Origin of the sequence: Alteromonas aestuariivivens, from assembly GCF_003367475.1 — a bacterium.
Lineage (GTDB): Bacteria > Pseudomonadota > Gammaproteobacteria > Enterobacterales > Alteromonadaceae > Alteromonas > Alteromonas aestuariivivens.
The window spans coordinates 253,068-272,538 of record NZ_QRHA01000006.1 but is presented as its reverse complement, the minus strand read 5'-3'; the positions used below and the strand labels follow the sequence as shown (position 1 = coordinate 272,538).

Sequence of the window (19,471 nt, the reverse complement as noted above, 5' to 3'; positions counted from 1 at the left end):
GATATGTATAAACAACTGAACAGGGCCAATAATGCACTATCTAACAGATATTTATGAGCCGTAAGCAAACTGACATTTTCTCTTCAAGAAGCTTTAAAATAGTGGCTTACAGAGCCATTTGTACATAAACCGACTTACATTTTTACCGCGAACGAGTGGCATTTTGATTAAGAACGGAGTTTTAAACCCATTGGGTAAAAACTTTTAACCTCGTCTGCAGTCGTCTGACCAACCCCGCTAAAATCAAATAAAAAGGCCCTGACGCAGTCAGGGCCTTTTTCTCAGAAACCGGGTTTTCGAAAAAACGCTATTAGCGCTTTTCATTCCCGCTTTTGGCATTCATAAACCGGAAAAATTCACTCTCTGGCTCAATCACCAAAATGTCCTGCTTACTGTTAAAGCTTGCACGGTAGGCATCCATACTGCGCAGAAAACTGTAAAATTCCGCATTTTTGGAATAGGTTTCAGCATAGATTTGCGCAGCCATTGCGTCACCTTCACCACGAACCTGACGGGCATTTCGTTCTGCATCAGCCAGCATTACAGTAACCTTGGCATCAATATCAGCACGAATAACCTCGGCTTGCTCCTGACCTTCAGAGCGATGCTCACGCGCCACCGCAGCGCGCTCGGCGCGCATACGCTGGAATATGGAGTTGCTCACTTCGGTAGGCAGGTTAATCTGCTTTACCCGCACGTCCACAATTTCAATGCCAAGCTCATCTGTTGAGGTTGCGGCCTGTTCCATCGCCTGACTCATCAGCGCCGAGCGCTCTCCGGAAACAATTTGTGAAATAGTCCTGGCACCGAATTCAGAGCGCAGACCATTATTCACCTTTTGTTTTAACAGTGCTTCTGCCTGCAATTTGTTGGCACCGGTAGACAGATAGTAACGCGCAAAATCGGCAATTCGCCATTTCACGTAGGAGTCAACAATAAGATCCTTTTTCTCCGACGTTACAAATCGATCCGGCACATCATCCAGTGTCTGAACCCGGGAATCCAAATGCTTAACCGAGTCTATAAAAGGAAGCTTAAAATGCAATCCAGGTTCAAAGACGTTGGTATCTCCGGTCTCAGCATCACGCTGTACCTTACCAAACTGAATGACAATGGCCTTCTCGCCTTCATTTACAATGAACAGGGAGCCGGATGCCAGAATTCCCAATACCACAACAACGGCAATCAATAAGTTTTTCATCCGTTAGTTCCTCCCATCGCGAAACCGGTCATTGCGTAACCCGGTTGAGTTATTGCTGTCGCGCACGCTGTCATTGCCAGGCGCATTTTGCAGGTCCTGGACACTGGTTCTGCCTCGGGGGGCCGGAGCATTCTGGCGCTCCATAATTTTGTCTAGCGGCAAATACATCATGCTGTTGCCGTTTTTACTGTCGACCATGATCTTGCTGGTGCGGCTGAAGACCTCTTCCATGGTCTCTAAGTAAATGCGTTCACGGGTCACTTCCGGCGCGTTTTCGTATTGGGGTAACAATTCCTCAAAACGGGCAACCTCACCCTGGGCCTCAAGAATCACCCGCTCTTTATAGGCCTGCGCTTCTTCATTCATGCGATTCACCTGGCCACGTGCACGAGGTTCAATCTCACGGGCATAGGCCTCAGCTTCACGAATAAAACGCTGCTCGTCTTCCTGAGCGGAAATGGCGTCATCAAACGCATCTTTCACTTCTTCGGGTGGGCGGGCATCACGGAAGTTCATATCAACAATGGCAACGCCCATATTGTAGGGTTCAATAATAGCCTGCAGCTCTTCCCACACGCGCTGACGGGTTACTTCACGGCCGTCGGTCAGCACATCATCCATTTTCGAGTGACCAACAACATAACGAATGGCACTGTCCAAAGCCTGGCTCAGACTTTTTTCTGCGCTTACCACCGCAAACTCCCAGCGGTAGGGGTCGACGACCCGGTATTGCATCTCCATCTGAACGCGAACCACGTTCTCATCTTCTGTCAGCATGGAGCCTGACGAGGCCTGATCACGAATGGACTGCACATCAACCGGAATCACCCGGTCAATGAAAGTAGGCTTCCAGCGCAAGCCCGGCTCTACCTGTTTGTAGTATTCGCCAAAGCGCAACACCACTCCACGCTCAGCTTCGCGAATGGTATAAAATCCACTGACAAACCAGATGGCGATCAGCAACCCCGCTAACAGGCCGATACCCATCTTGCCCATGCCAGAACTGTTTTTTCCACCGCCCATTTTGCCAAATTTGCCAAACAGGTTTTTGAACACATCGTCCAAATCCGGGGGCCCTTGATCGCGACCACCACGATTCTTCCACGGGTCGTTATTTTTGCCACCCGGCTCATTCCAAGCCATGCTGATACTCCATAATTAAAATAAGTATAAATCAATCAACTTAATCACTGTCCACCAGCCCAACCGTTACTAAGGCCAGGTGCTCAGTGATGAACCACGTATCCGGAAAGACCTTCATCCAATCGCTTTTCAAGACGATTCCAGTCAGCACTGGGCATCCTTACGTCTACCAGCCAGTCACCTTCGGCATTGTATGCCTCACTGGCGATACAGTTTAGTTCGTATAACACACCGCGCAAACGACTTTGTGCAGGTGGAATCTTCAATGTATAGCTGACCATACTTTGCCCCAGGCACTCAGTCAGAGCCTGGCTTAACAGCTCAACCCCTTCGCCCGTGCGGGCAGACAGCCAGACTCGTTGAGGAATACCCTGCTCGTCCCGGTCTATACGTGGGCCAACTTCATCGAGTTTATCAATTTTGTTACAAACGATGAGCTGCTGAATTTCACCGGCATCGATTTCATCCAGCACAGCATTCACTTCATCCATGGTTTCGCGGTACTGAGCATCGGCAACGTCCACAACATGCAACAACAAATCCGCTTCCTGGGTTTCCTGAAGTGTGGCCTTGAATGCGGCAACAAGATCATGAGGAAGATGACGGATAAAACCTACTGTATCAGCGAGAATCGCTGGCCCGGCATCCTTCAGTTCAACCTTCCTGAGCGTCGGATCCAACGTTGCAAACAGTTGATCAGCAGCGTACACATGCGCATCGGTAATGGTATTGAATAAGGTTGATTTGCCAGCATTGGTGTAACCGACCAACGAGACCGTAGGGATCTCGGCCCGTTTTCTCGAACGGCGCCCCTGTTCCCGCTGTTTCTGAACTTTTTCCAGACGACGCAAAATGGTTTTGATTCGCCCCCGCAACAAACGCCTATCGGTTTCCAGCTGGGTTTCACCGGGCCCACGCAAACCAATTCCGCCTTTCTGTCTCTCAAGGTGTGTCCAGCCCCGAATCAGACGAGTGGAAATGTGGCGCAACTGAGCCAGCTCAACCTGAAGCTTACCCTCGTGTGTTCTGGCTCGCTGGGCAAAAATGTCCAGGATTAGACCGGTTCTGTCCAGCACCCGGCACTTACAAATGGATTCCAGATTTCGCTCCTGGGACGGCGACAACGCATGATTGAATATCACCACGTTCGCCTCATGAGCCTTTACTGCAGCGGCGATTTCTTCCGCTTTTCCAGAACCGACGAAATATTTTGCATGAGGGGCGCCGCGTGAGGTAGTAAGAACATCCACCGTATTCACACCGGCTGAACTCACCAGCAATTCCAGCTCGGCAAGATCCTCACGATTATTTTCGTCGGCAAAATTAACATGAACAAGAACAGCCTGTTCACCGGCTTCGTAACGGTCAAACAAGCGGGTTACCTTTTACATTATTCACTTTTAGTATTTTCAACATCCCCTTGGGTCGCAGCAGGCATAGTGATCGCCCGAGATGGAACAACGGTGGAGATGGCGTGCTTATATACCATCTGACTAACAGTGTTCTTGAGCAGAATCACAAACTGATCGAAGGATTCAACCTGCCCTTGTAATTTAATGCCATTAACAAGGTAAATGGAAACAGGTACACGCTCCTTGCGCAGCGCATTTAAAAATGGGTCTTGTAATGATTGCCCTTTTGCCATTTGAATTCCTTAGTTTTTATTATTTCCATGACAATAAAGATTACTCCAATCCAAGTATCCGGATTAACCCCATTGCCACCGCGCTAATGTATACCACACTCGAGTGCTTAAAGTGTGACTTTTGCCATAATTTTAGTCAAATTATCTTTTGCCAAGGTATCCAGCCAGGTCACAGCCGGCCACCCTCGCAGCCATGTCATTTGCCGTTTCGCGAGTTGCCTTGTTGCAATAATACCGCGCTCCCGCATTTCGTCATAGTCCAGTTCTCCGGACAAATACTGCCACGCCTGACGATACCCCACCGAGCGAATGGACGGCATGGTGTCGTGCAAATCGCCGCGGCCATACAAAGCCTGCACTTCGTCGATAAAGCCGTTGTTCAACATAATATCGAACCTTTGCTCAATACGCTGATGCAGAACCGGTCGATCTCTTGGCGCGATAGCAAACTGAGAAATCTCAAAAGGGCACACTTCGCCTTTATCTTCCTGCCACTGTGTAAGCGTGCGCCCGGTGCTTCGGAACACTTCCAGCGCCCGGGTCAATCGTTGCGGGTCATTGGGGTGAATGCGCTTTGCACTCACCGGGTCAACCCTGGTCAGTTCCTGGTGTAATGCCGCCCATCCGCTCTGCTCAGCTTCATGGCTAATGGCATCCCGGATTACCTGGTCAGACTTAGGTAGTGGCGAAATGCCATTTATCAAGGCATTAAAATACATCATCGTACCACCCACCAGCACTGGCAACCGGTTTCGCTGGTGTATTTGCCCGATCAAACGCAGTGCATCTGACCGAAATTCTGCGACCGAATACGCTTGCGACGGATCCAGAATATCGATAAGCCAGTGAGGAACCGAACCCATCTCCTGCTCTGTGGGCTTCGCTGTTCCAATATCCATTCCCCTGTAAACCAGTGCAGAATCCACACTAATCACTTCAATGGGTATTTGCTCGGCCAGTTCCAGAGCCAGACCGGTCTTTCCCGAAGCCGTTGGGCCCATTATGGCTATTACTGGCTTTGCAGCATTTATGCCATCAGTTGTCACTGTTGTTGCCACCAATCGAGCAGTTCTGTTGCCTGACGAACTTTACCAAACTCCCGGATCCATTCCCATTGCTTTGTGACCGGCAAGGACTCCAGCCACTGCCAGGATAAAACCTGGATATCCTGGGGCCACTCATCCATTCCTTCAACGGCGATGTTGACCAACGCCTCAAAATCCGCCACCGGCTTTTCCAGCATTGCTGGAAACATTGTTATCCAGGGAAAATGGCGACAACCTGCCGGCACCTGCAGCAGCCGCAATTTTCCTGCCGCCTTGTCAATCTCAAACCCTGATGATCGCAATAAGTCCAGATTAGTTTCTTCAACACCATTTGCCGGTATGGCAACCGGCATCAGCAAAGGCTGACGTGTGCTGGCCTGACGTATCTGCTCCAATAGCATTTGAGCAAGCACCGGATGAATGGACAATAACCAGTAAGTGCTATTTTTCTGATAAATACGAAAATTTTCACCAAGGTGGATGAAGGAGGGTAAGCCCTCTGCGTGGCCAGGATCAACCAGTCCCGGCGTCATCAATCGGGTGTAGTGGGCATTCTGCTGGGCATTCAGCTCGACACTGGACACCTTACTGCCAGCCCCCACGGCTGTTCTCGCCCCCTGCCAGCCAGAGCTTTTAATGGCAGACCCGAAGGAGTATTGCTGCCCGCTTTCAGTTACCGCCACACTTTGCAGCGGGCGAATATAGCCGTGATGCACGGCGGTTTTTTGTGAGCCTGCTTCAACAGCAGAAGATGAGCCCAATTCAGCCTGTTGTGGCTCGGAATCCAGCGCTTCACATACCGCTTTACAAATAAAGTCGTGTACCAGCCTGGAACGCTGAAATCGCACTTCGTTCTTTGCCGGATGTACATTCACATCCACATCTCTTGGATCAACCTTCAGATAAACCACGAATGCCGGTTGCTCCACTACCCCCCAAACGCTCTCGTAAGCCTGACGGATAGCATGCAGTATCAGTTTATCCCGCATGCCTCTGCCATTTACAAAACTGAACTGATGATCGGTACTGCTGCGAATCATGGCCTGGTTTCCAAGCCACGCGGTAATCTGCAAGCCGTCGTACTCTGAATCGAGGTATATGGCATTCTGGATAAATTTTTTGCCCAGCACACTGGCAATTCGCGGCTCATGGTTTCCGCTTTCTCCACCAGGGTAACGCTTGACCGTTTTGCCATTGTGCCGCAATACAAATGCAGCAGACGGATGGCTGAGCGCAATTCGCTTGACGGTTTCTTCAATATGCTGAAATTCGGTTTTTTCAGTTCGAAGAAATTTTCGACGTGCCGGGGTATTGTAAAACAAATCCGCCACATCGATTGTGGTACCTTTCGGGTGCGCTGCCGGTTGCACCCGCACCGCCATCTGGCTCCCCTCACAGTATGCCTGCCAGGCCTGCTGCTGGTTTTCGGGCCGTGAAGTCAGGGTCAGACGGCTTACCGAACTGATACTGGCCAGCGCTTCTCCGCGAAATCCCAGCGAAAGGATCTGTTCCAAATCACTTAAACTGCTGATTTTACTGGTTGCATGCCTGCTCAGGGCAAGTTCCAGTTCATCTTTTGCAATGCCGCAGCCGTCGTCCTTCAGACGAATCCTCTTATGTCCGCCTCGCTCAATGTCCAGCTCAATGCGGGTTGCCCCAGCATCCAGACTGTTCTCGACCAGTTCCTTTACAACCGAAGCCGGCCTTTCCACCACTTCTCCGGCAGCAATCTGATTCGCCAGTTGTGGTGGCAATAAATGTATTGGCAATGAATTATTCCGCTCTTTTCGGGGATGACGTCAGGTACTGGGGATGGTCAGGACCTGTCCAATCCTTACCACATCGCTGTTCAGGTTGTTGGCTTCCTTGATGCTGCTGACCTTCACATTATACCGCTGTGCCAGCAATGACAGTGATTCACCACTGCGAACCCGGTGAGTACGGTTTCGCTCTTTGAGTGATGCCCATAAAGTGCCATCCGGAGGAACGTCCTGGAAATATCGCTTGGTCGCAACAAATACCGATTTCGCCAGGCGATCGCGGTATTCGGCCCAATTAAGGTTTTTCTCTTCCTGAGGGTTGGAAATGAATCCCACTTCAACAAGAATAGAAGGGATATCCGGCGAAGTCAGCACCGCCAGACTGGCAGCCTGCGGTGTACGCTTGTGCATACGGGTGACCTTTTTCATTTCCTGAATCACTTTGTTACTCAAATCGTAGCTGGTCGCCATTGAGTGATCCATAGACAATCCGAGAATGGTCTCTGTCAGGTAACGCTCACTGGCTTTATCGGTGATCACTTCTGCGGCTCCGCCCAGCAATTCGGAATGACGTTCTGAACGTTCCATCCAGCGCCCCAATTCGTTGTCAGCCCGTCGCATTGACAGTACCCATACAGACGCACCTCGGGGTTCTGGCTGGGTAAACGCGTCGGCATGCAGCGAAACCAGTAAGTCCGCTTTCTTCTGCCGGGCCAGTTCCGGACGCTTGTTCGGTGAAATGTAATAATCACCGGTACGGGTCATCACCGCACGCATTCCCCGTTCCCCATTGATCATGGATTCCAGTTTTTTGGCAATACTCAGCGTGATGTGTTTTTCGTAGGTACCAGCCGGTCCAATTGAACCTGGGTCCTCCCCACCATGGCCGGCGTCAATAGCGATAATAATATCGCGATCGCGGTTGTTACTGGCACTGTCAATAACCACCGGCGATGCACTGGATTGTGAATCCGCCAAATCAATAACCAGCCGGTGTCCATAGGGCGCCGTAGGCGTCATGGCAAACAAATTGGGTTTAGCATTGCGGGCCAAATCAATGACAACCCGCGCGGAATTTGAGTTCTTTGGAGTGGAATAACGCACGGTACGAATCAAATCCCCGGCAGTTTCCACCGAACTCAAATCCCGGCTGTCATCGGTAGCAGCAAGGTCGATCACCAAGCGATAGGGATTGGTCAGTGTGAAATAGCTGAATTCTGGTGCCTGTGCGAGGTCCAGTACCACCCGGGTATTGTTTGGAGAGGGCCAGATACGCAGACCTTCAATGGTGTTCTGACTGGCCAGCGCATAGCCTGCCAGTAACCACAGAGACATTATGAATGGAATTAAGCGCAGCATACTTCGCCTTTCATTGTTTGGGTGTTGCAGGCTGAGAGGGTAAAGTTACACCTGCTTGCATAGCTCCAGTAAACGCTCACCTTGCGTGCTACGGGCCTGCAGCTCAAAATGACGTCCTTCACCTATTGAACTTATACTAATCACTAAATCGGCAGATTCCAAGTTTTCAAAGCCCTTTTGCGGCCATTCCACCAGACACAGGGCGTTTTCCCGAAAGTAATCCCTCACTCCCATGAATTCCAACTCCTCAGGATCAGACAATCGGTACAAGTCAAAATGGTACACCGAAATGTGGCCCAACTCATACGGTTCAACCAGTGTGTAGGTAGGACTTTTCACACTCCCCGCATGGCCTAGGGACTGAATAAAGTAGCGGCTGAAAGTGGTTTTTCCGGCCCCAAGGTCCCCTTCCAGAAAAAACACCAGCGATGTCGGCAGCATCTTCTGTACTGCGGCGCCAAGCGCTTCAGCCAGAGCCCGGGTATCCTCGGTGCTGGCTGCCTCAAACTGTTTTTGCAACAAAGACATAGTCAACCTGATTCTCAAAACACGATGGCTAAACGCCTGCTCACTGATTTATCAACGCTCTTACAGCATCGAATAAATCGCTGGCGATCATACCACGCTGACCAAATTTCTCTGCAATATTGTCACCTGCCTTGCCGTGCAGGGTTACTCCATATTTGGCAGCCATATCAATACTCAGGCCCTGTGCCAGCAATGCTCCTAAAATACCACTAAGCACGTCACCGCTGCCGGCCGTCGCCATGCCGGGGTTACCATGGCGACAAACCCATGTATGGGTTTCGTTGTCTATGATGGTTCCGGCACCTTTCAGAATACAGGTTGCATGGTATCTTTGTGCACATTGCCTGGCATAATTAAATCGTTCCGCCTCCACATCATCAACGGTAACGCCAAGCAGCCTGGACGCTTCTCCGGCATGAGGGGTCAATATGCAATCAGATATCGTGTAGGCTACCGACTGTTTATTGAGCAGGTTTAACGCGTCAGCATCGATAACCACCGGTTTGGAATGAGCCTGGCAATGCTTAAGCGTGGTAGAGAATGCCTCTTCCGCCCACTCGTCCTGTCCCAGTCCAGGGCCTATCACCACACAAGTCGCCCATTTCAGCGCGTCCTCAAGGCCGGAGTTGGTCACCATCAGTTCGGGCCGACCTGCACTCACCTGGATTAAAGATAATTCGTGCGCATATATTTTGACCATACCCGCGCCACTGCGCAATGCGGCCTCACCGGCCAGCCGGATTGCGCCTGCGGTGCCACGGTTTCCGCCAACACACAGTAACCGGCCATAGGTGCCTTTATGACTGTGTACTTCTCTTGGCCCAAGCCCCTTAAACTGACTGATGTCCAGCAATGTGCCGCAGGGTCGGGCCAGGTTCATGAATGCTTTTCCAATTCCCAAGTCATCAAACACCAGTGTGCCGCAGGACTGCTTGCCCGCTCCGGTGGTGAGACCGGGTTTAATGCCGACAAACGTCACCGTGACATCCGCTTCAATACACCGCCCCATTGACTGGCCGGTATTGGCATCGAGGCCAGAGGGAACATCCACACTGACAACAGGAACGTTACTGGCGTTCACAGCGTCTATTACAGACGCAAATTCGTTGCGTATATAACTGTTGATGCCGGTTCCAAGCAGGGCATCGACCACCAAATCAGCCCGATTCAATATTTCTGTGCTGAAAGCTTCAACTTTGCCTCCTGCATTGATCCAAAGTTGCTGGGCACGCCCGGCATCGCCCAGCAAGTCACGTTCCGGCTGCACTGCGCAAACAAACACCTGCTTGCCGGCAGATTTTGCCTGCAATGCCGTAATGTAACCGTCACCGGCGTTATTCCCCTGACCCACGAGGATCAGATAAACATCGGAATTAGGCAACAGTAACTGGCACTGATGAAACACCGCCTGGCCTGCGCGTTGCATCAGGGTGAACATGCCACAATCGTGCTGGCTGGCCGCAGGGGCTTCATTTTCTCGAACCTGATCGGCGCGGTAGAGTTTGTATGGTAAGCTTGTGGTGATTTGAGTTTTCAGCATAAGCGCATGTCCACGATTGATTCCATTGATTTAAACCGGCTGGTAAAAGATATCAAGGCTTGGGGGCAGGCGCTAGGTTTTCAGCAGGTTGGTATCAGCGACATTGACCTGAGCCAACATGAGCACCACCTCAATAACTGGCTAGCTGAAGGCTATCACGGCCAAATGCATTACATGGCTTCGCATGGCAGCAAGCGGGCCCGCCCGGCAGAATTGGTACCTGGCACCGTCAGAGTGATCAGCGTGCGAATGGACTACCTACCGCCGGATGCCTCTTTCGCGAAGCATCTGAGCAGCGCGCAAACGGCTTACATTTCCCGATACGCCCTGGGAAGGGATTATCACAAGGTGCTTCGCAACAGGCTCAAGCAACTGGGAGAGAAAATCACCCAATCCCTGCAGCAAACCCAATACCGCCCGTTTGTAGATTCTGCTCCGGTCCTGGAACACGCTATTGCACAAAAGGCCGGGCTCGGCTGGACAGGCAAGCATACCCTGACGATAAACCGGCAAGCCGGATCCTGGTTTTTTCTCGGCGAACTGTTTGTCAATTTGCCTTTACCGGTCGACAACCCGGTTGAGGAAGGGTGCGGAAGTTGCACTGCCTGCCTGACTATCTGCCCGACCCAGGCAATTGTTGCGCCATACAAAGTCGATGCAAGGAGGTGCATTTCCTACCTGACCATTGAATACGACGGTGTGATACCAGAAGAATTGCGGTCCGCGATGGGAAACCGCATCTATGGGTGTGACGATTGCCAGTTGATATGCCCCTGGAACCGCTACGCCAATTTGTCGGAAGAACCGGATTTTCATCCTCGAAAGGCCCTTCATGGTCAATCACTTACAGACCTGTTCCGTTGGACTGAAGAGGATTTTCTGCACAACACGCAAGGCTCCCCCATCCGCCGAATTGGCTTTGTAAAATGGCAGCGCAACCTGACTGTGGCAATGGGCAACGCCGAATACAGCGAAGAAATTATTTTCCTGCTCAAAGAGCGCCGAAGTGAGGCCCCTGAGTTGGTGCAAACACACATCGACTGGGCGATAGCGCAACAAATGAAGAAATATGAAAATCGGTCACCTGTGCCAAACCGACAGACCCAAAGGCTGGTGCGAGCAGTTCAAAAAGGGCTGCCCCGCGATGCATAAACGGTAGCTACTCAGGAGTGAACTCGCGACTGAGTCAGACTCAGCACGAAATGAGTAGTTGCACCCGAAGCCGTGGTGTTGCTAGAAGCTCCCGCATATCTCCACCACGATTGTAACTGCATTTCCCTGAGCACTGACATAAACGTCTCAGGAGGCCCCTGAAACTCCCCGATAAGCTGACATTCACCGGCCTCACACTTCACAGAGTGTAAATTCCAGTGCTCCGCTTCGGGGTGCAGCTGCAGGAAATCTAAAAGCTGAGTGGCTGCCGCCAAATCCTGCTCATTGTCATTCGTGCCGGTTTCCGTGCCATCGGAGTTCTCACTGTCGGATACGGGTTCCGCCGATCGTTCGCCGGCAATTTGCAAAGCCCGTTCTGATACTATCCCAGCTTCAGTGGGGCTTGCCGATGATGCAGACGCCTCAACCCTGCCATCAACTTCCAAGGCACTCAGTTGTGCGGGTAATTCGGCTGCCTGAACACCAAACTCCTTCCTTTGGGAAGTCATGCCCGAAAGGGAGGAATCATCGACGACGATGGAAATCCTTTTCTTGTCTGCTTCACTGAGTTCCAGTTTGGCGTGGTAGTAGCCATACTGGTACCCCGCGATGGCAATGAAGACCACCAGCGGAAGCAGGGTCCACGTTTTCATCACAAGTACTCTCTTGTTGTTTTATTGATGATAAGGCTGGCTGAGTCGATGAACTGCGTCTACAAAGACGCCAGCGTGCTCCGGGGGAACATCCAGATGTATACCATGCCCCAGATTAAACACATGTCCGCTCCCGGAACCGAAGCCGGCGAGAATATCGGCCACTTCCTTTTCAATTCTGGCCGGAGGAGCATACAGCATGGACGGATCCATATTACCCTGTAATGCAACTTTGTCACCTATTCTTGCTCTCGCGTCAGCAATGTCTATGGTCCAGTCCAGCCCAACCGCATCGCAACCGGTGGCGGCGATAGATTCCAGCCACATGCCACCATTTTTGGTAAACAGCGTGACTGGCACTTTACGCCCTTCGCTTTCACGTTTTAGCCCATCAACAATTCGCGCCATGTATTGAAGCGAAAACTCGCGATAGTCTCTGGGTGACAACACACCACCCCAGGTATCGAACACCATTACCGACTGGGCACCGGCGTCAATCTGCGCATTAAGATACTCGGTAACCGAATCAGCCAGCTTAGCCAGCAGAGCGTGCAATATCTGCGGTTCAGAAAATGCCATTTTCTTGATTTTGGTGAATGCCTTGCTCGAACCACCTTCCACCATGTAGGTTGCCAGGGTCCAGGGGCTACCAGAAAATCCGATTAGCGGAACTTCACCTTTTAATTCGCGGCGAATGGTGCGAACTGCATTCATCACATACTGCAACTCCCCTTCCGGATCGGGAAGCCCAATTTTGGCAACGTCTGCAGCAGACTGAATCGGACGCTCAAAGCGGGGGCCTTCTCCGGTCTCAAAATAGAGCCCGAGCCCCATGGCGTCTGGTATGGTCAAAATGTCAGAAAACAGAATGGCGGCGTCTAGCGGAAAACGACGCAACGGTTGTAATGTCACCTCACATGCCAGTTCTGCATTCTTACACAGCGACATAAAGTCACCCGCCTCGGCGCGGGTTGCTTTGTACTCCGGCAAATAACGCCCGGCCTGACGCATCATCCACACAGGGGTAACATCCACTGGCTGCTTTAACAAGGCTCTCAGATAGCGGTCATTCTTCAGCGCCGGTCGTTGAGCGCTGTCAGGCTTTTCGGACATAAATTCCTCTTAAAATCACAATTCCAGAAATTGGCCGCGAGTATAGCAGGAAAGCGCTGACGTGTTGATGAACAATACTCTCCCTACAGCGACAATACATTGGTGCTGACCCTGAGCGATATTCCGTCTTAAATTTAATACTATGGTATGATATTTATACTTGCACAATTTACCGGGCTTTGTTAATAATAGATACGAAACGAATAAGAAGCCCGCCAAATGGGACCGTACGCTAACCATTCCGAACCCTGCTTTTGCAGGGTTTTTTATTGCCTGTTGATCACCGCATCTATGAGTTGCCCCGCTATGGACACTTTAGGAGGGGTATTGGGCAAGTCCCCGAACTCAAACCAATCGGCATCAAGAATTTCATTTTCTTCCAGACGCAATTCACCACTCTTATAGTCGGCGATGAACCCCATCATCAATGAATGGGGAAACGGCCACGGCTGACTGGAAAAATAACGCAGATTTTCGACGCGAATGCCCACCTCTTCAAATACCTCACGATGCACCGCCTGCTCCAGACTTTCACCACTTTCGACAAAACCCGCCAGGGTGGAATACATATTTGTACTTTGATGCCGAACCCCTTTGGCCAGCAAAATGGTGTTACCGCGAACAATCGCTACAATAATGCAGGGCGAAATTCTGGGGTAACAACGATGCTGACACTGGTGGCACTGGACTGCCATTTCCCAGTCCACCTGTGTTGTAGCAGCGCCGCACTTGCCGCAAAACCGATGAGTTCGCAGGAAATGAACGTATTGCCAGGCTCTGGCAATGGTTTCGAATTGCTCCGAATCGGCTGTTGAAATGGCAGTGCGAAGTGAAACTTCCTCCCAGCCTTGAGCCCGGGGTGTCTCCAGCCCCATATCAACAACGTAACAGGGCGGCAGTGAAGACTGCTGAACCAACGGTTTCAGTAACCGCACATCCGAGCGATAGTGATGCAGAAATGGCAATTCATGCCAGTGCTTTTTCGGCAGGTTGGTGGTACCGGATTCGAGCAGCAGTTGTCCCTGCGAAAATATTAACCAGACGCCTGCACCGGCTGCCAATTCACTTTCATGCACTATGTTCATTAATAATCTACCTGTGCCCGTCTTCATATGTTAAAAAGAAGGCAACTCTAAAAACCAAAAGCATGCCCGGTGCCTGAAGCCTGAATTCCTAGCCATCTCACCCAAAGAGTTGATTTGTTCAGCTTTCACGCAGTGTTATACTGACGGTTCAAGGTAAACGGTTTTGTAATACTCGTTGCTTGGTGCCCGGCATTCACCACTTCGAACTGCATGATATAAAAGCCAGTTATCGGGTCAACCGTCGCGCGTTCACTGAATACGCAAATTGCAAGGTACATTTTTTTCATGAAAGATGCACTGTGACGACAATTACAACCGCAATACTCTGCTTACAGGGCAGGAGGCAAATAGCATGTTAAACCAGCTGGAAAAAGTCAAAGGCAGATGGGGCGGCAAATCTTCAACCATAGACAACTGGTTGCAGGAAAGACAGGATCTGCTGATTCAGTTTTGTCAGTTAGCTGGCCTGGGCTCCCAAGCTTCCAATGCGCTGCCGGATGCCGGTACCATCGACGAATTTTGTTCACTGTTAATGGATTATTTGTCCGCTGGGCATTTTGAAGTATACGAAATTCTGGTAAGTAACGACGAAGAAGGTGAAAGACTGAAAAAGTCTGTTTACCCTCTGCTGGCTAACACAACCGACAAAGCTCTGGCGTTTAATGACAAATACGCTGAGGCGAACAGTGCAGAACAGGCCAGTTCGTTCGACAAGGATCTGGCGGCATTGGGAGAAACGCTCGAAGAAAGGTTCGAACTGGAAGACGAACTGATTAATCATATGTATCATTCACAACAAGAGACGTCGTCACCGGTAATTTCGGTGGACTAGGCGGTGTTGTCAGGCGGCAGCATCAATTACCCGAGAAGTATTGAACAATACGTCCAAAAAACCAAAAAAACGTATTGGTAGTACAAATATGAATAATACGACATTAATCAGTAAAGCAAGAGCCTACTGCGAACAACGGGGAGTACGTTTTACCCCGCTGAGAGAAAAAGTTTATCAGCTGTTATTGAGTAAACACGGCCCAATGGGGGCTTATGAACTGCTTGATCAGCTCAAGGAGACAGAAACCAGTGCGAAACCTGCGACGGTTTATCGGGCACTGGATTTTTTGCTCGATTTTGGATTGATTCATCGTCTTGAATCAACCAACGCGTTTGTAGCCTGTTATCACTTTGGATGCCATCATCCGGTTCAGTTTCTGATTTGCGACAGTTGTGGTGATGTGGCTGAAATACAGTCTGAAGGTCTGAAAGAAACCTTGGACAGACAAGCCAAAGAGAAAGGGTTTCGGGTATCCAAGCAAACCATCGAAGCTCATGGTCTGTGTGCCGATTGTCAGCTCGCAGAAGCAGAACCAATAAAGGAAGGGTCACATGAAGGCTGATTTTGTGAATCCGTTTATTTCCGGCTTACTCAATGTACTGGAAACCATGGCGCAAACAACACTGACTCCGGGAAAACCAAAGAAGAAGCAGTCGGATGTAGCCAAGGGCGATGTATCCGGGTTGATTGGAATGGTTGGGCCAGAAGTACGGGGTTCGCTCTCTATTACCTTCGACGAATCTCTTGCACTTACCATTATGGAGCGCATGGTTGGTGAGCGTCCCACCTCCCTGGACGCAGAAGTCGCGGATATGGTTGGAGAAATTACCAACATGATCTGCGGCAATGCAAAACGGGATCTCGCTGAAAAAGGCTATGAATTTGGAATGGCAACACCAGTTGTTGTCTCCGGGAAGCAACATACCATCAGCCACCAGGTCGATGGTCCGAAAATCATACTCCCTTTTATCTGCGATGCGGGGCAAGCGCACCTGGAAATTTGCTTTGACCAATAATTACTGGCAGTCAGAGAGAATAACCTTGCCGCCCTTTTCACGCGGCTTTCATCTAATTACTGACAAAATTCTCTCAGCTTTGCCTATAATTCGTGAGATGGAAGTTGGGCTGTTGCATCTGCATTTACAGCACACAAGTGCCAGCCTGACGATGAACGAAAACGCGGATCCTTCGGTTCGGGTTGACTTAGAAGCGTATTTTAATCATGTTGTTAAGGAAAATTCGCCATACTTCACCCATACTTACGAAGGCAGCGATGATATGCCGGCGCATATAAAAGCCAGCATACTGGGTTGTCAGTTGTGTTTGCCCATTGCACAAGGGCGGCTACAGCTGGGCACCTGGCAGGGTATCGTACTGGGCGAACATCGCAATCATGCGGGAAATCGCTCAATTATTGCTACAATCCAAGGAAAAACAGGTTAGAGTAGTAGTCCAGCACGCCAGAGGACTGGCACGGTGTGTGCTTAACCTTAACTTTCAAGTAGTTGGTTGTTCACTCAACGTAATACAGGATGTGACTATGAATAAAAAATTTAAACTCGCGGCACTCAGCTTAGCGATAATGTCAGCCCAATCATTTGCGCAAACCACTGAAGGACCCGCGTATACAAGCTGGTTTGGTGGTTTTGGCATGCTTTACAACACCGACGGCGAAAAGGTCTCCGACGAGGGTGACTACGATAACGGAACAGGTTTCGGCGTCGAGTACGGATACCGGTTTTCACCATCCTGGGCAATCAGAGCAGAAGTGGCCGGATTAGACATTGATTATAATCCTGCCAACTCAACCAGCGACGATGATGCCGGCGTAATGTACGGCGCGGACCTGGTGTATTTTCTCCCTAACGATGTACTGTATCTGTTTGCCGGTATACGCCAACTGGATATGGACGACAGTTATACCCAGGCCAGTCTCGGTATTGGTAAACACTGGCCCGCCGGTGACCGTCTTAAATTCATTACTGAAGTCGCCGCCTATCAGGACTTCGACGACAGTTACAACGACTACAGTTTCAAAGTCGGTATTGCCTACACGTTTGGTAATGTTGATCGGTCTAGCGACAGTGATGGCGATGGCGTAGGCGACTATAAGGATCAATGCCCAATGACACCGGCCGGTGTGAGTGTAGATGCCGTCGGCTGTAACAACGACCTTGATGGCGATGGCGTCATGAATGGCGTGGATCAGTGCCCGAATACCCCGTACGGTACTCCTGTTGATTCACGCGGCTGTGCGTTGCCCGACGCTGACGGTGACGGCGTGGTAGACGTGCAGGATATGTGCCCTGACACACCAATGGGTCATGTTGTCGATGAACGTGGCTGTACGGTCTTTGACGAAGAAGAAGTGTCGATTACCGTTCGGGTGCTGTTCGACAACGAAAGCTCTGTAGTCAAACACCCTGACGACCCTGAAATTGCTGAATTTGCCGGCTTCATGAAGTCCTACCCGGACACCACAGCCGTAATCGAAGGCCATACTTCCTCTCCGGGCACGGAAGAGTACAACATGTGGCTGTCGAAGAAACGGGCTGCGGCCTTTAAGGATGTGCTGGTGAATATGTATGGTCTTGAAGCATCGCGGATTGAAACCGTTGGCTACGGTGAAACGCAATTACTGGATACGTCCAGTACTTCGGAAGCTCACCGGGTTAACCGTCGCATCGAAGTAACAGTAACCGAGAAGCTTAAAGTACCAGAAGAGAAATAAGCATTTTGATGCAAAACAAAAAAGCGCCTTGCTGAAAAGTCAGGCGCTTTTTTATTTGTAGAACCTACACCAAACAGGTCACAACACACCCTAGTATTCGTCGGCGATTGCAGGGCCTGCGTAATTATCAAAGCGGGAGAATTGCCCCTGGAAAGTCAAACGGCAGGTTCCAATTGGACCGTTCCGCTGTTTACCTATAATGATCTCGGCAATACCTTTGTCTTCACTGTTCTCGTGATAAACCTCATCACGATAAATAAACATGATGAGGTCGGCGTCCTGCTCAATGGAGCCCGACTCCCGAAGGTCGGAGTTAACCGGGCGTTTGTCTGCACGCTGTTCCAGACTACGGTTAAGCTGTGACAGAGCGACCACCGGCACTTCGAGCTCCTTAGCCAGCGCTTTAAGTGAACGGGAAATTTCCGCTATCTCCAATGTCCGGTTATCACTAAGAGACGGTACTCGCATCAGCTGAAGGTAATCGACCATGATCAGGCTGATGCCTCCACGCTCACGAGCCAGTTTACGTGCGCGGCTTCGAACATCCATTGGCGTCAGCCCGGATGAATCATCAACAAAGAGGTTATCTTTGTCTTTCAGCATTGCCATTGTATTGGATATCCTGGCCCAGTCTTCATCGTCCAGTTGGGCGGTACGGATTTTAGTTTGATCGACCCGACTTAATGAAGCCAGCATACGCATCATAATCTGTTCAGAAGGCATCTCCAGGCTGAACACCAGCACTGGCTTTTCTTCCGCCATCATGGCGTTTTCGCACAGGTTCATGGCAAAAGTGGTTTTACCCATTGACGGCCGGGCCGCAACAATAATCAGGTCTGACGGTTGTAATCCACTGGTTTTCTTATCAAGATCAGTAAAGCCTGTGGTAACACCGGTGACTTCCTTGTTGGTTTTGATCAGTGCTTCAAGGCGATCAATGGTTTTACCCAGCACCGCTTCAACATTCCTTGGCCCCTCGTTTTCGCCAGTGCGTTTTTCGGCAATTTCAAAAACTTTACTCTCAGCCAGATCGAGGATATCGGCACTTTCCCGGCCCTCCGGGTTGTATCCGGCCTCTGCAATCTCATGGGCAACACCAATCAGTTCACGGGTAATTGCCCGCTCTGCGATGATTTTTGCATACGCAGTAACGTTTGCTGAACTGGGAGTGTTCTTTGCAAGTTCACCCAAATAGGCAAATCCACCAGCGTCATCTAGCTCATTATGCTTTTCCAGTTCTTCGGAAACAGTAATGATGTCTACCGGAAGATTTTGACTCAGCAGTCTGAGCACGGCACGGAATATGATTTGATGGGAACGGTTATAAAAGTCGTCGTCGGTCACCAGTTCAGCAACCTTGTCCCAGCTTTCCGGATCGATCAGCATACTGCCCAATACTGACTGCTCAGCTTCGATGCTGTGCGGTGGAATTTTGAGCTTTTCTACATTTTTGTCGCCAGAGGCTTGAGAAACAACTTTCACAATGGGTTAGACCGCCGTACCTATAGAATGCTTATTATGCGCTATTTGAAGATTAATACCAATCCCACAGGCAACCCGGCTGGCTGCCGGTAACGAAGTTACATTTCATCTCCATGAGGTTCATGAGCGACAGACAATTCGTTTTGCCATCCAAAAGTTTCGAGGTATATTGTGCCCATACGGGCCCGAGGTTGTGAGCCC

Annotated in this window: 19 protein-coding genes; 6 read left to right on the top strand and 13 right to left on the bottom strand. The window is 50.3% G+C overall.

Translation table 11 applies throughout. From position 1 onward, the window contains the following. Positions 1–310: 310 nt before the first annotated feature. The 9 genes from hflC to DXV75_RS10080 form a co-directional block, all read right to left on the bottom strand. Positions 311–1,201, bottom strand: coding sequence for a protease modulator HflC (gene hflC, locus DXV75_RS10120; protein WP_115593285.1), 891 nt, complete (start codon positions 1,199–1,201; stop codon positions 311–313). A gap of 3 nt (positions 1,202–1,204) precedes the next feature. Further along, on the bottom strand, positions 1,205–2,344 hold the full coding sequence (hflK, locus tag DXV75_RS10115; RefSeq protein WP_115593284.1) for an FtsH protease activity modulator HflK: 1,140 nt from the start codon (positions 2,342–2,344) through the stop codon (positions 1,205–1,207). Positions 2,345–2,427: 83 nt separating this feature from the next. After that, positions 2,428–3,717 carry a ribosome rescue GTPase HflX gene (hflX, locus tag DXV75_RS10110; RefSeq protein ID WP_115593283.1) on the bottom strand — a complete coding sequence of 430 codons (1,290 nt, stop codon included), beginning with the start codon at positions 3,715–3,717 and terminating at the stop codon, positions 2,428–2,430. A 17-nt stretch (positions 3,718–3,734) separates the two neighbouring features. Continuing rightward, positions 3,735–3,989 (bottom strand): RNA chaperone Hfq, encoded by a 255-nt coding sequence (hfq, locus tag DXV75_RS10105; RefSeq protein ID WP_115593282.1) that lies wholly within the window; start codon positions 3,987–3,989, stop codon positions 3,735–3,737. A gap of 107 nt (positions 3,990–4,096) precedes the next feature. After that, positions 4,097–4,990 carry a tRNA (adenosine(37)-N6)-dimethylallyltransferase MiaA gene (gene miaA, locus DXV75_RS10100; protein WP_115593345.1) on the bottom strand — a complete coding sequence of 298 codons (894 nt, stop codon included), beginning with the start codon at positions 4,988–4,990 and terminating at the stop codon, positions 4,097–4,099. A gap of 41 nt (positions 4,991–5,031) precedes the next feature. Beyond that, complete coding sequence (gene mutL / locus DXV75_RS10095) at positions 5,032–6,804, bottom strand: DNA mismatch repair endonuclease MutL (protein WP_115593281.1); 1,773 nt, start codon at positions 6,802–6,804, stop codon at positions 5,032–5,034. 30 nt (positions 6,805–6,834) lie between these two features. Beyond that, a complete protein-coding gene (locus DXV75_RS10090) occupies positions 6,835–8,154 on the bottom strand; it encodes an N-acetylmuramoyl-L-alanine amidase (RefSeq protein ID WP_115593280.1) in 1,320 nt (439 codons plus the stop codon). Between the two features lie 45 nt (positions 8,155–8,199). Beyond that, entirely contained in the window at positions 8,200–8,682 is a 483-nt protein-coding gene (gene tsaE, locus DXV75_RS10085) for a tRNA (adenosine(37)-N6)-threonylcarbamoyltransferase complex ATPase subunit type 1 TsaE (RefSeq protein ID WP_115593279.1), read from the bottom strand. Between the two features lie 40 nt (positions 8,683–8,722). Further along, the gene (locus tag DXV75_RS10080; RefSeq protein WP_115593278.1) at positions 8,723–10,222 is read right to left on the bottom strand and encodes an NAD(P)H-hydrate dehydratase; all 1,500 of its coding nucleotides are present in this window, start codon (positions 10,220–10,222) and stop codon (positions 8,723–8,725) included. Between the two features lie 6 nt (positions 10,223–10,228). Between DXV75_RS10080 and queG the strand changes: the two genes are divergently transcribed. Then, a complete protein-coding gene (gene queG / locus DXV75_RS10075; protein ID WP_115593277.1) occupies positions 10,229–11,374 on the top strand; it encodes a tRNA epoxyqueuosine(34) reductase QueG in 1,146 nt (381 codons plus the stop codon). Positions 11,375–11,385: 11 nt separating this feature from the next. Here the strand turns inward: queG and DXV75_RS10070 are convergent, their stop codons facing one another. The 3 genes from DXV75_RS10070 to nudC all read right to left on the bottom strand — a co-directional run bounded on the left by DXV75_RS10070 (position 11,386) and on the right by nudC (position 14,225). Then, complete coding sequence (locus tag DXV75_RS10070) at positions 11,386–12,027, bottom strand: hypothetical protein (RefSeq protein WP_115593276.1); 642 nt, start codon at positions 12,025–12,027, stop codon at positions 11,386–11,388. A 21-nt stretch (positions 12,028–12,048) separates the two neighbouring features. Continuing rightward, on the bottom strand, positions 12,049–13,140 hold the full coding sequence (hemE, locus tag DXV75_RS10065) for a uroporphyrinogen decarboxylase (RefSeq protein WP_115593275.1): 1,092 nt from the start codon (positions 13,138–13,140) through the stop codon (positions 12,049–12,051). A 266-nt stretch (positions 13,141–13,406) separates the two neighbouring features. After that, positions 13,407–14,225, bottom strand: coding sequence for an NAD(+) diphosphatase (gene nudC / locus DXV75_RS10060; RefSeq protein WP_115593274.1), 819 nt, complete (start codon positions 14,223–14,225; stop codon positions 13,407–13,409). Positions 14,226–14,577: 352 nt separating this feature from the next. Here nudC and rsd point away from each other — a divergent pair, with 352 nt between their 5' ends. The 5 genes from rsd (at position 14,578) to DXV75_RS10035 (ending at position 17,788) form a co-directional block, all read left to right on the top strand. Next, on the top strand, positions 14,578–15,057 hold the full coding sequence (gene rsd, locus DXV75_RS10055; protein WP_115593344.1) for a sigma D regulator: 480 nt from the start codon (positions 14,578–14,580) through the stop codon (positions 15,055–15,057). Positions 15,058–15,145: 88 nt separating this feature from the next. Then, on the top strand, positions 15,146–15,619 hold the full coding sequence (locus tag DXV75_RS10050; RefSeq protein ID WP_115593273.1) for a transcriptional repressor: 474 nt from the start codon (positions 15,146–15,148) through the stop codon (positions 15,617–15,619). Beyond that, positions 15,609–16,073: a chemotaxis protein CheX gene (locus DXV75_RS10045; RefSeq protein WP_115593272.1), complete on the top strand. Its 465-nt coding sequence runs from the start codon at positions 15,609–15,611 to the stop codon at positions 16,071–16,073. Before DXV75_RS10050 ends, DXV75_RS10045 begins: the two co-directional genes overlap by 11 nt. Then, complete coding sequence (locus DXV75_RS10040) at positions 16,063–16,500, top strand: secondary thiamine-phosphate synthase enzyme YjbQ (protein WP_115593271.1); 438 nt, start codon at positions 16,063–16,065, stop codon at positions 16,498–16,500. Before DXV75_RS10045 ends, DXV75_RS10040 begins: the two co-directional genes overlap by 11 nt. A gap of 97 nt (positions 16,501–16,597) precedes the next feature. Continuing rightward, positions 16,598–17,788 carry an OmpA family protein gene (locus DXV75_RS10035; protein WP_115593270.1) on the top strand — a complete coding sequence of 397 codons (1,191 nt, stop codon included), beginning with the start codon at positions 16,598–16,600 and terminating at the stop codon, positions 17,786–17,788. A gap of 90 nt (positions 17,789–17,878) precedes the next feature. Here the strand turns inward: DXV75_RS10035 and dnaB are convergent, their stop codons facing one another. Further along, a complete protein-coding gene (dnaB, locus tag DXV75_RS10030; protein WP_115593269.1) occupies positions 17,879–19,270 on the bottom strand; it encodes a replicative DNA helicase in 1,392 nt (463 codons plus the stop codon). Between the last annotated feature and the right edge of the window lie 201 nt (positions 19,271–19,471).

Coding starts and splice junctions, on each gene's coding strand:
- hflC (WP_115593285.1), bottom strand. CDS start 1,201: ATGAAAAACTTATTGATTGCCGTTGTTGTGGTATTGGGAATTCTGGCA.
- hflK (WP_115593284.1), bottom strand. CDS start 2,344: ATGGCTTGGAATGAGCCGGGTGGCAAAAATAACGACCCGTGGAAGAAT.
- hfq (WP_115593282.1), bottom strand. CDS start 3,989: ATGGCAAAAGGGCAATCATTACAAGACCCATTTTTAAATGCGCTGCGC.
- miaA (WP_115593345.1), bottom strand. CDS start 4,990: ATGGGCCCAACGGCTTCGGGAAAGACCGGTCTGGCTCTGGAACTGGCC.
- DXV75_RS10090 (WP_115593280.1), bottom strand. CDS start 8,154: ATGCTGCGCTTAATTCCATTCATAATGTCTCTGTGGTTACTGGCAGGC.
- tsaE (WP_115593279.1), bottom strand. CDS start 8,682: ATGTCTTTGTTGCAAAAACAGTTTGAGGCAGCCAGCACCGAGGATACC.
- DXV75_RS10080 (WP_115593278.1), bottom strand. CDS start 10,222: ATGCTGAAAACTCAAATCACCACAAGCTTACCATACAAACTCTACCGC.
- queG (WP_115593277.1), top strand. CDS start 10,229: ATGTCCACGATTGATTCCATTGATTTAAACCGGCTGGTAAAAGATATC.
- DXV75_RS10070 (WP_115593276.1), bottom strand. CDS start 12,027: ATGAAAACGTGGACCCTGCTTCCGCTGGTGGTCTTCATTGCCATCGCG.
- hemE (WP_115593275.1), bottom strand. CDS start 13,140: ATGTCCGAAAAGCCTGACAGCGCTCAACGACCGGCGCTGAAGAATGAC.
- nudC (WP_115593274.1), bottom strand. CDS start 14,225: ATGAACATAGTGCATGAAAGTGAATTGGCAGCCGGTGCAGGCGTCTGG.
- rsd (WP_115593344.1), top strand. CDS start 14,578: ATGTTAAACCAGCTGGAAAAAGTCAAAGGCAGATGGGGCGGCAAATCT.
- DXV75_RS10050 (WP_115593273.1), top strand. CDS start 15,146: ATGAATAATACGACATTAATCAGTAAAGCAAGAGCCTACTGCGAACAA.
- DXV75_RS10045 (WP_115593272.1), top strand. CDS start 15,609: ATGAAGGCTGATTTTGTGAATCCGTTTATTTCCGGCTTACTCAATGTA.
- DXV75_RS10035 (WP_115593270.1), top strand. CDS start 16,598: ATGAATAAAAAATTTAAACTCGCGGCACTCAGCTTAGCGATAATGTCA.